Raw genomic sequence first — 13,690 nt, forward strand, 5'->3', positions numbered from 1 at the left:
AGTGGGCGGCCAGGGAACCAGCGTATCGCGTCTGGTTGGATTGCCTACGCGACATCGGAAATGGGGAAATCCCAGGAAATGAGGTGAATTTCGTTTATAACGAAATCGTTACCGAATAATATTGAGAAACGTGGACGTCATTATTCGGGGCGTTTGTGGGGGCTTGAAATTCGGCGAAAGGCCAGCGTAGGGCGATGTTTGCCGCGTTTTAAGCTTCTTAAGCATTTATTAGAAAGGTGTCGGCAATGGGGAGTTTGGTGAATGGTTTTCAATTCGTTGCCGTTCCTTAACGGTAAACGGCGCAAACCTGGGCTACTGTGGCAAACAAGCCATTAGGTGAACGAGATTGCCCCGGCAAACAGTCGAGCAACTCACACCACCTATGGATGTAGTACCACCCAACAAATAGGAGTTAACACATGGGTAAGAAGAACATTCGGGACCTTTTCAACGCCACCGCCTACGACAAGGACGGCGACAAGCTGGGCGACGTCAAGGAGGTCTTCGTTGACGAGCAGACCGGTCAGCCGACCTTCGTCGAGGTCAGCCACGGCCTGTTCGGCATGAGCAGCTCCCTGGTCCCGATGCGCGGCCACCACTTCGAAGGTGAAGAGCTCAAGCTCGCCTTCGGCAAGGACCGCATCAAGGACGCTCCCGAGATGGATGCCGATAAGGCACTGTCCCCGGACGAAGAGCGCACCGTTTACGCCCACTACGGCGTTGACTCCCTCGACAATGTCGAGAATTACGACGCCGGCCGCACCGAGGCCCGCGAAGAGCACGCACCGGCCGCCGGCCACGTTGACGGCGCCAATAGCAATGACGACACCCTGATCCGCTCCGAGGAGCGCCTCAATGTCTCTACCGACCGCGTTGCTTCGGAGACCGCCCGTCTGCGCAAGTACGTCGTCACCGAGACCGAGCAGGTCGAGGTTCCGGTGTCCCACGAAGAGGTCCGCCTCGAGCGCGAGCCCATCTCCGCTGAGGAAGCCGCCAAGATCAAGGATTCCCACATCGGTGAGGAAGAGGTCGAGCTGACCCTCCACGAAGAGCGCGTCAACGTCGACAAGGAGACCGTCCCGGTGGAGAAGGTCAAGATGTCCAAGGAGCAGGTCGATGGCACCCGCACCGTCGAGGGCGAGGTCCGCAAGGAACGCTTCGAGACCAATGCTGACGAGACTCGTCGCTAAGTCCCGCTGAGACCCTCAGATAGTTAAACCCCCAAGGCTTCGGCCTCGGGGGTTTTTCCGTGTCCGCGGCAGAAAAACCGTTAGTATTTCCCGGTGGCTAACCACCAAACCGACCGTTGGGTACCGGAGCTCACCTCCGTCCGCGCCTTCGCAGCATGGGCTATCTGTATTACCCACGCTGCCTTCTGGACTGGCGGCTATACCGACGATCTGGCAGGCCGTATCGCTGCTCGTTTCGAAATCGGGGTCACCGTTTTCTTCGTGCTCTCGGGGTTTTTGCTGTTTAGGCCGTGGGTTGCTGCGCTTTCCGACGGGCCGCGCCCGAACCTGCGTCGCTACGCCCGGCATCGGATAACCCGCATCCTGCCGGGGTACTGGATTACCGTGCTGGTGGTCTACGCCCTGGACATCTGGCCGCGCGGGGGAGCGGAGCATATTGCCGCTGAGAAAGCCTCCGCCGATGTGCCCGGCACCGGCCTGGAGGGCCTGCTGCGCACCATGACGTTCTGGCAGTCGGCCGAGTTCGGCTGGTTCCACCCGGGCCTGAGCCAGATGTGGTCGCTGGTGGTGGAGGTCGGTTTCTACCTGGTGTTGCCGCTGGTGGGGATGGCCGTGTGGTGGTTGTGCCGGGGGCAGTGGCGGCCGGTGCGGGCGGCCCTTATTGTGGTCGCCTTCGGGCTGGTCTCGCCGCTGTGGCTGTGGGCGGTGCACGCTTGCGACAGTCTGGAAATGATTGCTCTGCTGTGGCCGCCTGGGTATTTCGACTGGTTCGCCGCGGGCATGCTGATGGCTATTGGTAGCCGCTGCGGTTGGCAGGTGCCTGCCTGGGTTGGTTGGCCTATTGCCGCGGTGTTCGCTGCTTTGGCGGTGACCCCCATTGCGGGGCCGGCAACGCTGGTGCCCGCCGATCTTTCCACGGTGCTCGCCAAGAATGTGGTGTACCTGCTGCTGGGCGTGGCGATTATGGCGCCGGTAATGCTCGGAGGCATCAGTTGGCTGCGGCACCCGGTGCTGGTGTGGTTGGGCGAGAACTCCTATGAGTTCTTCCTGGTCCACCTCATCGTCATGGAATACGTCATGCCGCTGCTGGGCTATCCGCTATTTACCGGTTCGATGTGGCTGGTGTTGGTGGTCACCACAGCGGTAGCGGTCCCCGTGGCGTGGGGTTTGCGGGTGCTTACCGACGCTATAACCGGCCGGAACTAAGCACGCATCCGGGCGCGTTGTGCGATCTGGCGCAGCGCTTCCCGGTCAATTTCGCCGGACTGGACGGCCCGCTGCAATTTGTGCACCACAACTGGGCAATTCGAGCAGCGGACACGTTTCTGGCAGCACCGCGATTTCGGGGTGATGGTGGCCATTTTCAGGCCGGCCAGCGGGGATTTCGGCTCGGCGTCAAGCAGATCCAGCGCAGAGCCGTATCGCTCTAGTCGTCTGGTGCGTTTCTGCTTAGCCATACCGAGCAGCATAGCGCACCCATACTTAATCTTCTGAGGATATGGTCAATTTTGCTAGGGCGCGCTCATGAAGCAGCCCGTTGGTGGCGATAGCGTCCCCGCCATGCGGGCCCGCCGCGCCGGATAGGGAAGTGAACTGGCCGCCAGCCTCAGTCACCAGAATCGACAGTGGCGCCAGGTCCCACAGGCTGACCTCCGGTTCTGCGGCAATATCGACGGCGCCCTCGGCCACCAGGCAGTAGGAGAAAAAATCACCGAAGCCGCGCAGCCGCCATGCCTGGTCGGTCAGTTCAATTAACTGTTCGCGCAGGCCACGGTCATGCCAGCCGGATAGCGAAGAAATAGAGATCGAGCAGTCACTGATCTCGGAGACCTTCGATACCCGCAGTCGGCGCGTTTCGCCCGCGAAGCAACGCCAAGCGCCGGCGCCCGCAGCAGCCCACCAGCGCCGCGCCAGGGCAGGGGCGCTGACTACGCCGACGACTGGTTCGCCGTCGACAAGCAGTGCGATAAGAGTGGCCCACACCGGCACCCCGCGCACGAAATTCTTGGTGCCGTCGATGGGATCGATCACCCACTGGCGCCCAGAAAGCGTGGTATCGCCGCCGAATTCCTCGCCGAGGACCTCATCGTCGGGACGCTGTTGGGCCAGGGCAGCGCGCAATAGACGTTCAGTATCTAGGTCCGCGTCGGAGACTGGGGTGAGGTCCGGTTTGCTGGAGACGTCGAGGTCCGCGGCCTCAAACCGGGACATGGTGAGCCCATCGGCGTACTCGGCTAATTGCTGGGCAAGGGCGAGGTCATCGGCGTAGTCGCTCATGGACGGTAGTCTAACCGGCATGTTCCACGCCCTGGCTTATGCGCTGATCGACTCCATCAACGTGTTGTTGATCGGGGTCCTGGTTGCGCTTGGCATCACCGTGCCGGCAGGGCGCTACCGTCGCGTCGCGCCGCTGCTGGTTATTGGCGACTGGTTGGGTGTGCTCGTCCCGGCACTATTGGTGCTGCTCGTTTTCGACGGCAATGAGGAAACGGTGCGCCACGTGGTGGAATCGCCCATTTTCGGCTGGTTGCTGCTGATAACTGGTGTCGCCACCGCGATTCTTACCGTCCGTGGTGGGGATTCCAGCGGCATTGTGCAGAAAATTCTCGGCCCCCTGCAGCACCCCTCGCCGCTGACTGTGGTGATCGGGTTCGGGCTGGGGGCCATCCAGTCGCTGACTTCAGTGCCGTTTTTCGCCGGTCTTGCGGTGTTGTCGGCGGAGGGTCTGCCCGCATTCCAGCGCTATGCCGGGCTGCCGCTGTATGCCATGGTGGCGCTGTCCATCCCGACGCTGTGCGGGCTGGGGATCGCGGTTGTGCGGCACCGGCCGGCGTCATTGCCAGGGCGTATTTTCGCCGCTGCCCGCCGTAACCAGGTGGTCGTTGGTAGGGCAGCGGGTTACCTGGTTGCGGTGCTGCTGGTTGTTATCGGCGCGTTCCGGATTTGGGGTTAGCCCAGTATCTCGGCGATTTCGTCGACCACATTGGCGGGCCCGGCCACCCGCCACGCACCTGCGAGTGTGCCGGAACCGCCAACTCCGGCGACCAGCGCGGCCCCGGGTAACCAATCCCACGGGGCGACGCTGCGTTGGAACCAGGCGCCTACGCGGCCTTCGGCGACTCCGGCGAGATCCATGGAGGCGGAGCCGAGGACGCGCCAGGTGGCGAATTTGCCCACCGCGGTCAGCCACGGCCCGACTGCGCGGTCGCCTTCGCGGGCGAAATGGGTGCCGTGTAGGTAGGTGCCCACACTGAGTTCGGCTGGGTCTGCCGGTGCGAGTTCGGGCAGGGCGGTGCCAGCTTTGGTCGTCGGCAAGCCGGGCCCGCCGACGTAGGTGGTGTCGGAGGCGACATGGTGTACCGCGCCGAGAATGAGCCGGTCTGGGTCGCGGGGGTCGCCTTCTACCAGGGCAATTGCCGAGCACCAGTAGTCGGAGCCGGAGGTGAAGTTATAGGTGCCGTCAACGGGGTCGATAACCCAGGTGCGGCCGCTGGTGCCGTCGGCAGCTGAGCCTTCTTCGCCGAGGATGCCGTCGTCGGGACGCAATTTCGCCAGCGTATCGACGGTGAGTTTTTCGGCGGCGCGGTCCGCGGCGGTGACCACATCGGAGATTGAGGTCTTGAATTCAGTTTCGAGGCCATCGGCGCGCATCCGTGCGGCTAGCTGTGCGGCCTGGGTGACCGTGTGGGCGGCAAGCTGGGCGTCTGTGAGGCTCATAGCCCCCATTGTGCCCACCACTGCCGTCGTCTGCTTGGTGGCGCCACTAGAGTGGGCCGCGTGAATCCTGATGCTGCCGCAGAACTCAAGGAACTCGACGTCACGCTGACCACTATCGAGAAGGTGGTGGACCCAGCGGAGCTTGGCGATCGCATCCGTGAGCTTGAAGCGCAGGCTTCGGACCCTAGTTTGTGGGATGACCCGGATCATGCCCAGCAGGTCACCAGTGAGCTTTCCGCGAAGCAGGCGAAGCTGAAGAAGGTCCAGGCGCTGCGCCAACGCTTGGAGGATCTGCCGGTGATGTATGAGCTTGCCGACGATGAATCCGACGCTGATGCGCATCAGCTTGCCGACGCTGAACTGGCCGAGCTGCGCCACGCCATCCAGGCGCTGGAAGTAACCACGATGCTGTCCGGCGAGTATGACCAGCGTGAGGCGGTTATCAATATCCGCTCCGGTGCCGGTGGCGTGGACGCGGCTGATTTCGCCGAGATGTTGATGCGGATGTACCTGCGGTGGGCGGAAAAGTCCGGCTATAAGGTCGATGTGTATGACACTTCCTATGCCGAGGAGGCGGGGCTGAAGTCGGCGACTTTTGTGGTGCACGGTGAGTACACCTACGGCACGTTGAGTGTGGAGCAGGGCACGCATCGACTGGTGCGGTTGTCGCCTTTTGATAATCAGGGCCGGCGGCAGACTTCTTTTGCCGAGGTTGAGGTGCTGCCGGTGGTGGAGCAGACCGACTCCATTGATGTGCCTGATGCGGATCTGAAGGTGGATGTGTATCGCTCCTCCGGTCCTGGTGGGCAGTCGGTGAATACCACGGACTCGGCGGTGCGGTTGACGCATATTCCCACTGGCATCGTGGTGACCTGCCAGAACGAGAAGTCGCAGCATCAGAACAAGGCGTCGGCACTGAGAGTCTTGCAGGCGAAGTTGCTGGAGTTGAAGCGCCAAGAAGAGCGCGCGGAGATGGACGCGCTGGGTGCTGGTGGTAATGCCTCGTGGGGTAATCAGATGCGTTCTTATGTGTTGCACCCGTATCAGATGGTGAAGGACCTGCGGACGAATTACGAGGTCAATAATCCCGATGCGGTGCTGGGCGGGGATATTGATGGCTTTTTGGAGGCCGGTATTCGCTGGCGTATGGACGAGCAGCAGCAGGCATAGCGCAGCCGTCTGTGAATTTTGGGGCGCGTGTGACTATTGTTGCGTCTTGTGATCACTTTTGACCGCGTGACCAAGACCTACGGAACCTCCACTCGCCCCGCCCTCGACGACTTGAGCGTCGATATCGGCAAGGGCGAATTCGTCTTTGTCATCGGCCCATCCGGCTCTGGCAAATCCACCTTCCTGCGCATGATGGTGCGTGAGGAACGCGCCGACTCCGGCACCGTGACCGTCGCCGGCGAAAACCTCACCACCATGAAATCGCGCAACGTCCCCAAACTGCGCCGCCGGATCGGCTACGTCTTCCAGGACTTCCGCCTGCTGCCGAAGAAAAACGTCTACGACAACGTCGCCTTCGCGCTGCAGGTCATCGGCAAAAGCAAGTCGGAGATCAACAAACTTGTGCCGGAAACCCTGGAAATGGTGGGCCTGGACGCCAAGGCCACCCGCATGCCACATGAGCTATCCGGCGGTGAGCAGCAGCGCGTCGCCATCGCCCGCGCCTTTGTAAACCGCCCGCTGGTACTGCTTGCCGACGAGCCCACCGGCAACCTGGACCCGGATATTTCCGGCGACATCATGCTGCTGTTGGACCGGATTAACCGCACCGGCACCACCGTCATCATGTCCACCCACGACAATGAAGCCGTCGACTCCATGCGCCGCCGCGTTCTCGAGCTGTCCCTGGGCAAGCTCGTGCGCGACGACTCCACTGGTGTCTACGGCATCGGCCGCTAGGAGACCACCATGAAGACCCGCTTCGTTCTCGGCGAGGCCTTCGCGGGCCTACGCGCGAATGTCACCATGACTGTGGCGATGATCATCACCACGGCCATCTCCCTGGCACTGCTGTGCTCTGGTGTGCTGGTCACCGATATGACCGCACGCACCAAACAGATGTACTTCGACCGCGTTGAGGTCATGATTGAGCTCGACGAGAAGACCTCCACCGAGGACGACAACTGCTCCTCGAAGAAGTGCGAGGAAGTGCTCTCCACCCTGGAAGGCACCGACGGGGTGAACTCGGTGACCTTCCGCAACCGCGCGCAGAACTACCAGCATTTTGTGGACCTTTTCGAGGTCACTGACCCGGCACTGGTGGACAACACCACCCCGGAATCGCTGCCTGCCGTGATCCTGGTGCGTCTGGAAGACCCCACTGATCTCAGCCCCATTGCGCCGGTACGCGACCTCAAGCAGGTCACGCACGTCACCGACCAGGCCGATGATGTCAACGCCGCCGCCGAAAACCTCGACTCCATCCGCAATGCCACCTTCGTCATCGCCGGTATTCAGGCCGTCGCGGCGGTGCTGCTGATTGCCAATATGGTGCAGATCGCGGCGTATTCGCGGCGCAAGGAAGTCGGCATCATGCTCATGGTGGGTGCCTCCCGGCTATTCACCCAGGCCCCGTTCGTCCTCGAGGCGGTGTTGGCGACCTTCATTGGCGGCCTGCTGGCCCTGGGCGGGCTTTTCCTCGGCAAGCAGACAGTTCTGGACCCGGCCCTGGATGAGATTTACCGCTCCCAGCTCATCGCCCCGATTGAGGCGGCAGATATTTGGTTGGTGGCCCCGATTGTGATCGGTATCGGCATGGTGTTCTCCGCGTTGACCGCGCACATCACATTGCGCCTCTACACGCGCCGGTAAATGCTGTTCGGTTCGTCTGTAGAATCGGGGACTATGAGCACAGACGAGCCGATCCGGCCGCCCAAGCTGGATAAGAAGGCATACGAAAAAGAACTCAAGCGTCTCCAGGCTGAGCTCGTAGAAATGCAGCAGTGGGTCGTCGAGACCGGCGCCCGAATTGTGATCATCATGGAGGGTCGCGACGCTGCCGGCAAGGGTTCTGCGATTAAGCGGATCACCCAGTACCTCAACCCGCGCACCTGCCGGATTGAGGCGCTGCCTGCCCCGAACTCCCGAGAACAGGGCCAGTGGTACTTCCAGCGCTATGTTGAGCGCCTGCCCACCGCCGGCGAGATCGTCATCTTCGACCGGTCCTGGTACAACCGCGCCGGTGTGGAACGCGTCATGGGCTTCTGTACTTCGCAGGAGTACCGCCGTTTCTTGCACCAGGCCCCGATTTTTGAGCGGCTGCTGGTCGAAGACGGCATTATGCTGCGCAAGTACTGGTTCAGTGTCTCCGACGAGGAGCAGGTGCGTCGCTTTGAGTCTCGCCGCGAGGACCCGCTGCGCCGTTGGAAGCTCTCCCCGATGGATCTGGAGTCCATTACCCGCTGGGAGGATTACTCGCGGGCTAAGGATGAGATGTTCATCCATACCGATATCCCGTCGGCGCCGTGGTTCACGGTGGAATCTGAGGACAAGAAGCGCTCCCGCATCAACGTCATCAACCACCTGCTGTCCACCATCCCTTATGAGCACATTGAGCGCGAGCTGCCGGAGATCCCGGAGCGGCCTGAGTCCGAGCAGCAGTATGAGCGCCCGCCGCGCACCGAATTCCGGTACGTCCCGGATGTTGCGGAGTCCTTGGAGAAAAAGAAGGACAAGGGTAAGGACAAGCCCAAAAAGAAGTCCAAGAAAAAGAAGTAGTTCTCTTCCGGCCACCCGGGTCTTATGTCAGACTCGGGGGCATGAGTGACACGCTAATTTCCCATGTCAATGGGCTGTCTGGGCGCCTGCGGTTGAATCGTCCGCAGGCGCTGAACTCGTTGCACACTGAGATGGTGCACGCCATCGCCGACGCCGTGGAAACCTGGCGTTGCGATGACAACGTCTCCCAGGTCATTATCGACTCCGGCCACCCAAAGGCTTTCTGTGCTGGCGGGGACGTGCGTGCCATCCGTGAGCTTCAGCTTGCCGACGATTACGCCGCCGCGGATCGCTTTTTCGCCGATGAGTACCGGATGAACGCGGCCATCGCGGAGTTCCCCAAGCCCTATATCGCCATTATTGACGGCATTGCCATGGGTGGTGGCCTGGGCATCAGCCTGCATGGTTCGCACCGGGTCGTCACCGAGCGCGCCAGCGCCGCCATGCCTGAGATGGCGATCGGTTTCATCCCCGATGTGGGCATCACCTACACCACCCAGCGCTTGGTGACCGCCGAGGCAGCCCCCGCCCCGGAGATCGCCCGCTTCGTCGGCCTGACCGGCTACCGGCTCAGCGCCGCCGATATGCTGTGGGCCGGCTGGGCCACCCATTTTGTGCCGTCGGCGAAGCTCGCTGATTTCGGTGAGCGTGCCGACGTGGATGGCATCGACGCAGCTATAGAAGCCTTTGCCGCCGACCCGGCGGAGGCGGGCGAGTCCGAACTGGCCCGGCTGTGGCCGCATATCCGGGACGTGTTCAACCGCGATACGTGGGCGGAGATCGACGCCACTCTCGATGATCGGCACACCCACCCCAGCATTGTGCGCCAGTGCAATGAACTGCTGCGCTCTGCGGCGCCGACCTCGCTGGTCGCCGCGGCGGAACTGTACCGGGCCAATGCTGAAGATATTGACCTGCGCGAAGCCCTCGCCAATGAGGAACGCCTAGGCCACCTGGTACGTCGGCACCCGAATTTTGCTGAGGGGGTGCGTGCGGTGCTGGTGGATAAGACCCGGAATCCGCATTTCGACCCGCACACCACCGATTCGGTAGATCCGCAGCCCTATCGTGAGGTGCTGTCGGGGTAGCAGTGTCGCCCGGAGCTGGCCGCGAAATCATCGGCGATGATGGCGGCCAGCTCCCGGTACGCCATAGCGGTGGCTGGTTTCATGGCGGTGAGGTCGACTTCTGCGCCGCGGGCGATATGCGGGTCGAAGGGAATGACCTGCACTGCGCGGCAGCGGCGGCCGAAGAGTTCGATGAGTTCAGCGTCGGCAGCCCCCGAACCGGTGAGCCGGTTGACCACCACAACTGTTGAGCTGACCAAATGGGAGTAGCCGTGCGCGGAGAGCCAGTCCAAAGTGGCCCATGCGGAGCGGGCGCCGTCTAGGGCCGGGGTAGTCACCAGAACCAGGCAATTCGCGTGCGCTAGGACTGCGGACATGGCTGAATGCACCAGCCCGGTGCCGCAGTCGGTGAGCAGCAGGTTGTAGTGGTGCTGCAGGATATCCAGCGCCCGGGTGTAGTCCGCGGCCGAAAACGCCTCGCTGATCGACGGGTCGCGCTCGCTGCCAAGCACCTCCAGGCGGGAGGGCATCTGGGCAGTAAAAGCACGCACCTCCGGGTACCGCTGTGTCGACGGGCAGCGCAGCAGGTCGCGTACTGTTGCCGGGTTTGGTTCGGGCACCCGGTCGGCCAGTGTGCCGAGATCCGGGTTCGCGTCAATGGCGATAACCCGGTCGCCGCGCAGGGAAGCGAATGTCGCCCCTAACCCCAAGGTGGTGCTGGTTTTTCCCACACCGCCCTTCAAGCTCAGCAGTGCGATCCGGTAGTCGCCGTGCAGCGGCGCGCGGACCCGTTCGATGAGTTCGCGGCGGTGCCGCTGGGCGGCGGATTCGCCCATATTGACCGTGCCCCCGGTTGCCCGGTGCAGTGCCGCGCGCCAGCCGGTGTGTGGCCGGCGGCGGGGCTGCATCCGCAGCGCAATATCGTCGACGGTCAGTGGCGCGGTCGGCGCGCCAACAGTATCCCCCACGAGAAGCCCCCCTCAGATGGTGTTGAGGGCCAGGGTAGCGCCGCTAGACCAATACCACCATCGCAACAATCCACACCAGCACGGTGAAGACCATCTCGAGCTTGCCGACAACCTTCGGCTGCCATGGGCGATCCCGCTTCGTATTCTCATGCGGCATCCACCAGGCCTTCGCCAGAACAGCGGCGGCCACTACCGGCACACCCCAATTCATCAGGCCCATACCGGCGGCCACCACAGCGGCCAGCACCGCTGCGGCGTGGAAGGCAATGGAGAACAGCAACCAGTTCTTATTGCCGCGCTCGCGGATCAGGGTTTTCACGTACGGCACGGTGCTGAGGAAGTACACGCCAATAATGGCGGTGACGGTCCATACCTCGGTGTTTAGGGGGTAATCGGCGGCCCATAGGGTGACCGGGAACATTAGGACCGCGGCGATGACCGTCGACCAGCCAGAGGCAAGCGACCGTGGACGACGTCGGTATGTTTCATAGACCGCGATAGCCACCAATGGGGCATAGGGAAGCGCCCAGATGAGCAGCTGCCACTTCATAAGCAGTGTGGCAATACCGAAAAAGGCCGTCGCGGTGCCGTAGACCAGGACCGGTGTGCGGTTGATCTCCCGGAAGCGAGAACGCATCCAGATGCTGGCGGCGAAGAACGCGAAATAACCGAACCACCAGGTCAAAAGCAGCGGCACCTGTACCCACGCCTGGGCGAAGAACAGTGCCGTGATGGGCGGCAGGGTGACCATAGCCCAAGCGCCGTGTTGGTCCGGCACCCAACCTTTTGAGCGCCGCTTTTTACGTGTGGCCTGCTTATTGTGGCTGGGCATAGTCTGAGCCTAAACCGGTTGCGCGGGATGAACAAGGCCATCTGGCGCACGGTGTTAGCCTGAGCAGGCCACTATCGCCCCCTGCAAACCGGAAAGCACCCGTGGACAGCCTCACTGCACTGCTCGACGCACAACTCCTTATTTTCGGCGCCCCCATTTTGTGGCGCGAGATCATCGGTAATCTTTTCGGGCTTGCCTGCGCCTATGGCGGGATGAAGCGGGTGGTGTGGGCCTGGCCGGTCGGCATTATCGGCAATGTGTTGCTGTTTACCGTATTCCTCGGTGGTGTCTTCCACACTCCGCAGAATTTGGATCTGTACGGCCAGGCTGCGCGCCAGGTGATGTTCATTATCGTCAGTGTGTACGGCTGGTGGCGGTGGGCCCGCACTCGCCGAATCGGGCTGCGCGAATCCCACCACACCGACCCGGCGCGCTCTGTGGTGGCCGCGGTCCAGCCGCACTGGGCCACCACCGGCGAGCGGGTGCTGATGCTGGTGTTGGCTGTCGTGGGCACTGTGGTGTGTGCCTGGATTTTCACTGCCCTCGGGTCGTGGGGCCCATGGGCGGATGCGTGGATCTTCACCGGGTCCATGCTGGCAACCTGGGGTATGGCCCGCGGCTGGACCGAATTCTGGTTGATCTGGATTGCCGTGGATATCGTCGGGGTGCCGCTGCTGCTCATGGCCGGGTACTACCCGTCGGCGGTGCTGTATATGTTCTACGCGGCGTTTGTGCTGTGGGGTTTTGTTACCTGGGTGCGTTCGACCGCCCCGGAGCAGCCGACTACACCCACTCCCGCAGCACCCTAAGCACCCCGGCCTCGGTATTGGCCGGGGCTTGGTAATTCGCGGCGGCGATAATATCGGGGTGCGCATTGGCCATTGCGTAGGAGTATTGGCCACATCCCATCATCGGCAGGTCATTGAGGTAATCGCCGAATACAGCAGTGCGCTGCGGGGAGACGCCGAGGCTACGTTGAATCGCGCGGACACCGGTGCCTTTATCGCGCCCCGGCATCATCAAGTCCACCCAGTGCTTGCCCGATAGTGCGACGCTGAGGTGCTTACCGACGTCCTGAAGCAGGGGATAGGCACCCGTTTCGGCGTCATCGGGATCAAAAATTGCGAGCTTGACGACGTCGCCTGCCACGGCAGTGACATCATCGACTACCTCATGGGCGCGGTAATACTTGCTGATTTCCGCCATGACCTCGTCGGTAGTGGGCTCAAGATAGGCGCAATCGGCGTGGCACCGTACTGCCACATAGCCGGCCTTGGTGGCGGCTTTGAGTACCGCTGTTACCGCCGTGGGGTCGAGTGCTGCACTGTCGATGAGCTCGCCGTGATGGCGCACCACACTGCCGTTTTCGGCGATGAAGGTGCGCACCTGGGGAAACGGGGCGAACATGTGCTGCAATGTGGTGCACTGTCGGCCGCTGGCTGGGATCAGCAGCATCCCGGCGGTGTCCATATCTGCGAGGAGTTCCGCGAACCCGGCCGGCAAGCTACCCGCGTCGTCAAGCAAGGTGCCATCCATATCGACGACGGCAATATCGACCTTGGGCACGGGTTAGTCCTCCGGCAGCGGCGGCTGCTTGCGCAGGTCACGGGCCTCTGCGCGGCGGACCTCATTGTTGGATGATTTCGAGCTGCGATCCAGCAGGTCCGGCAGGCGCTCCAGGGCGTCACGGCCCATATCCACCGCGCGGTTCATCGCCGAAGAAGCAAGGCGTTCCATGAGCCGGCTCGGCGGGCGCTCGGTGGGGGCATTATTCTGCCGTCGCTGCTCCTTAGCTAACTCGGCGGCGCTGTGGGCCTCGGCGTCGGAAAGCCGCGCTGATGCCGCAGCCGCCATATCCCACTGTTCTTCTAGATGCTCAGCCAGATGCAGCAGCGCATCAATGCGGCGCTCAACATCGCGCATCCGCTCGCGGTAGCCGGCCTGAATGGAGAACCGGCGCAGCAGCCTGCGGGCACGCACTGACTCTTCCCGCCAGCCCGCGATGGGACCAGAGGAAATCGACGAATCGAGAATGAAGCGCATACGCCACGGGTCCACATGCTCAGAGGCAAGGTTGGCCCGCACCCGTTCCTCCCGGTCCAGAATCTCCTGGACCAAGGTCCGGGCGCGATGCTCTGCTTGGGCGGCGCGATTTGTCCGGGAATTATCGGGTTGGAAGATCACAGCGCC

At 62.4% G+C, this 13,690-nt stretch carries 16 protein-coding genes; 9 read left to right on the plus strand and 7 right to left on the minus strand.

Annotated elements, in window-relative coordinates; genetic code table 11:
* The first annotated feature begins 419 nt into the window (after positions 1 to 419).
* Together KRX51_RS07010 and KRX51_RS07015 are read left to right on the plus strand one after the other, a co-directional pair.
* Positions 420 to 1,190, plus strand: a complete 771-nt coding sequence (locus KRX51_RS07010; RefSeq protein WP_218362427.1) for a PRC and DUF2382 domain-containing protein — start codon at positions 420 to 422, stop codon at positions 1,188 to 1,190.
* Positions 1,191 to 1,283: 93 nt separating this feature from the next.
* Positions 1,284 to 2,396: an acyltransferase gene (locus KRX51_RS07015; protein WP_218362428.1), complete on the plus strand. Its 1,113-nt coding sequence runs from the start codon at positions 1,284 to 1,286 to the stop codon at positions 2,394 to 2,396.
* Here KRX51_RS07015 and KRX51_RS07020 read toward each other — a convergent pair.
* Both KRX51_RS07020 and hisN read right to left on the minus strand, forming a co-directional pair.
* Entirely contained in the window at positions 2,393 to 2,647 is a 255-nt protein-coding gene (locus KRX51_RS07020) for a hypothetical protein (RefSeq protein WP_218362429.1), read from the minus strand. The two genes, KRX51_RS07015 and KRX51_RS07020, sit on opposite strands and share 4 nt — an antisense overlap.
* A 25-nt stretch (positions 2,648 to 2,672) precedes the next feature.
* Positions 2,673 to 3,467 carry a histidinol-phosphatase gene (gene hisN / locus KRX51_RS07025; RefSeq protein ID WP_218362430.1) on the minus strand — a complete coding sequence of 265 codons (795 nt, stop codon included), beginning with the start codon at positions 3,465 to 3,467 and terminating at the stop codon, positions 2,673 to 2,675.
* Positions 3,468 to 3,486: 19 nt separating this feature from the next.
* Between hisN and KRX51_RS07030 the strand changes: the two genes are divergently transcribed.
* Entirely contained in the window at positions 3,487 to 4,143 is a 657-nt protein-coding gene (locus tag KRX51_RS07030; protein WP_218362431.1) for a hypothetical protein, read from the plus strand.
* Here KRX51_RS07030 and KRX51_RS07035 read toward each other — a convergent pair.
* Positions 4,140 to 4,907, minus strand: coding sequence for an inositol monophosphatase (locus KRX51_RS07035; protein ID WP_255549532.1), 768 nt, complete (start codon positions 4,905 to 4,907; stop codon positions 4,140 to 4,142). The genes KRX51_RS07030 and KRX51_RS07035 overlap by 4 nt on opposite strands.
* A gap of 60 nt (positions 4,908 to 4,967) precedes the next feature.
* Between KRX51_RS07035 and prfB the strand changes: the two genes are divergently transcribed.
* The 5 genes from prfB to KRX51_RS07060 are packed head-to-tail and all read left to right on the plus strand — an operon-like array spanning position 4,968 to position 9,721.
* Complete coding sequence (gene prfB, locus KRX51_RS07040) at positions 4,968 to 6,077, plus strand: peptide chain release factor 2 (protein ID WP_218362433.1); 1,110 nt, start codon at positions 4,968 to 4,970, stop codon at positions 6,075 to 6,077.
* Between the two features lie 48 nt (positions 6,078 to 6,125).
* Positions 6,126 to 6,815, plus strand: coding sequence for a cell division ATP-binding protein FtsE (gene ftsE, locus KRX51_RS07045; protein ID WP_218362434.1), 690 nt, complete (start codon positions 6,126 to 6,128; stop codon positions 6,813 to 6,815).
* Between the two features lie 9 nt (positions 6,816 to 6,824).
* Positions 6,825 to 7,727, plus strand: a complete 903-nt coding sequence (gene ftsX, locus KRX51_RS07050) for a permease-like cell division protein FtsX (protein WP_218362435.1) — start codon at positions 6,825 to 6,827, stop codon at positions 7,725 to 7,727.
* Between the two features lie 33 nt (positions 7,728 to 7,760).
* Positions 7,761 to 8,633 carry a polyphosphate kinase 2 gene (ppk2, locus tag KRX51_RS07055; RefSeq protein ID WP_218362436.1) on the plus strand — a complete coding sequence of 291 codons (873 nt, stop codon included), beginning with the start codon at positions 7,761 to 7,763 and terminating at the stop codon, positions 8,631 to 8,633.
* A gap of 41 nt (positions 8,634 to 8,674) precedes the next feature.
* The gene (locus tag KRX51_RS07060) at positions 8,675 to 9,721 is read left to right on the plus strand and encodes a 3-hydroxyisobutyryl-CoA hydrolase (RefSeq protein ID WP_218362437.1); all 1,047 of its coding nucleotides are present in this window, start codon (positions 8,675 to 8,677) and stop codon (positions 9,719 to 9,721) included.
* Here the strand turns inward: KRX51_RS07060 and KRX51_RS07065 are convergent.
* Together KRX51_RS07065 and KRX51_RS07070 are read right to left on the minus strand one after the other, a co-directional pair.
* Positions 9,697 to 10,668 carry a MinD/ParA family protein gene (locus KRX51_RS07065; protein WP_370625062.1) on the minus strand — a complete coding sequence of 324 codons (972 nt, stop codon included), beginning with the start codon at positions 10,666 to 10,668 and terminating at the stop codon, positions 9,697 to 9,699. The genes KRX51_RS07060 and KRX51_RS07065 overlap by 25 nt on opposite strands.
* 43 nt (positions 10,669 to 10,711) lie before the next feature.
* Positions 10,712 to 11,500 (minus strand): YwiC-like family protein, encoded by a 789-nt coding sequence (locus KRX51_RS07070; protein ID WP_218362438.1) that lies wholly within the window; start codon positions 11,498 to 11,500, stop codon positions 10,712 to 10,714.
* Between the two features lie 101 nt (positions 11,501 to 11,601).
* Here KRX51_RS07070 and pnuC point away from each other — a divergent pair, with 101 nt between their 5' ends.
* Positions 11,602 to 12,309, plus strand: a complete 708-nt coding sequence (pnuC, locus tag KRX51_RS07075; protein ID WP_218362439.1) for a nicotinamide riboside transporter PnuC — start codon at positions 11,602 to 11,604, stop codon at positions 12,307 to 12,309.
* Here the strand turns inward: pnuC and KRX51_RS07080 are convergent.
* Together KRX51_RS07080 and KRX51_RS07085 are read right to left on the minus strand one after the other, a co-directional pair.
* Positions 12,284 to 13,066 (minus strand): HAD-IIB family hydrolase, encoded by a 783-nt coding sequence (locus KRX51_RS07080; RefSeq protein WP_218362440.1) that lies wholly within the window; start codon positions 13,064 to 13,066, stop codon positions 12,284 to 12,286. The two genes, pnuC and KRX51_RS07080, sit on opposite strands and share 26 nt — an antisense overlap.
* Before the next feature lie 3 nt (positions 13,067 to 13,069).
* Positions 13,070 to 13,684: a hypothetical protein gene (locus tag KRX51_RS07085; RefSeq protein ID WP_218362441.1), complete on the minus strand. Its 615-nt coding sequence runs from the start codon at positions 13,682 to 13,684 to the stop codon at positions 13,070 to 13,072.
* Positions 13,685 to 13,690 lie beyond the last annotated feature (6 nt).

The organism is Corynebacterium sp. TAE3-ERU12, from assembly GCF_019209905.1.
Lineage (GTDB): Bacteria > Actinomycetota > Actinomycetes > Mycobacteriales > Mycobacteriaceae > Corynebacterium.

Coding starts and splice junctions, on each gene's coding strand:
- KRX51_RS07010 (WP_218362427.1), top strand. CDS start 420: ATGGGTAAGAAGAACATTCGGGACCTTTTCAACGCCACCGCCTACGAC.
- KRX51_RS07020 (WP_218362429.1), bottom strand. CDS start 2,647: ATGGCTAAGCAGAAACGCACCAGACGACTAGAGCGATACGGCTCTGCG.
- KRX51_RS07070 (WP_218362438.1), bottom strand. CDS start 11,500: ATGCCCAGCCACAATAAGCAGGCCACACGTAAAAAGCGGCGCTCAAAA.
- KRX51_RS07035 (WP_255549532.1), bottom strand. CDS start 4,907: ATGAGCCTCACAGACGCCCAGCTTGCCGCCCACACGGTCACCCAGGCC.
- hisN (WP_218362430.1), bottom strand. CDS start 3,467: ATGAGCGACTACGCCGATGACCTCGCCCTTGCCCAGCAATTAGCCGAG.
- KRX51_RS07060 (WP_218362437.1), top strand. CDS start 8,675: ATGAGTGACACGCTAATTTCCCATGTCAATGGGCTGTCTGGGCGCCTG.
- KRX51_RS07030 (WP_218362431.1), top strand. CDS start 3,487: ATGTTCCACGCCCTGGCTTATGCGCTGATCGACTCCATCAACGTGTTG.
- ppk2 (WP_218362436.1), top strand. CDS start 7,761: ATGAGCACAGACGAGCCGATCCGGCCGCCCAAGCTGGATAAGAAGGCA.
- ftsX (WP_218362435.1), top strand. CDS start 6,825: ATGAAGACCCGCTTCGTTCTCGGCGAGGCCTTCGCGGGCCTACGCGCG.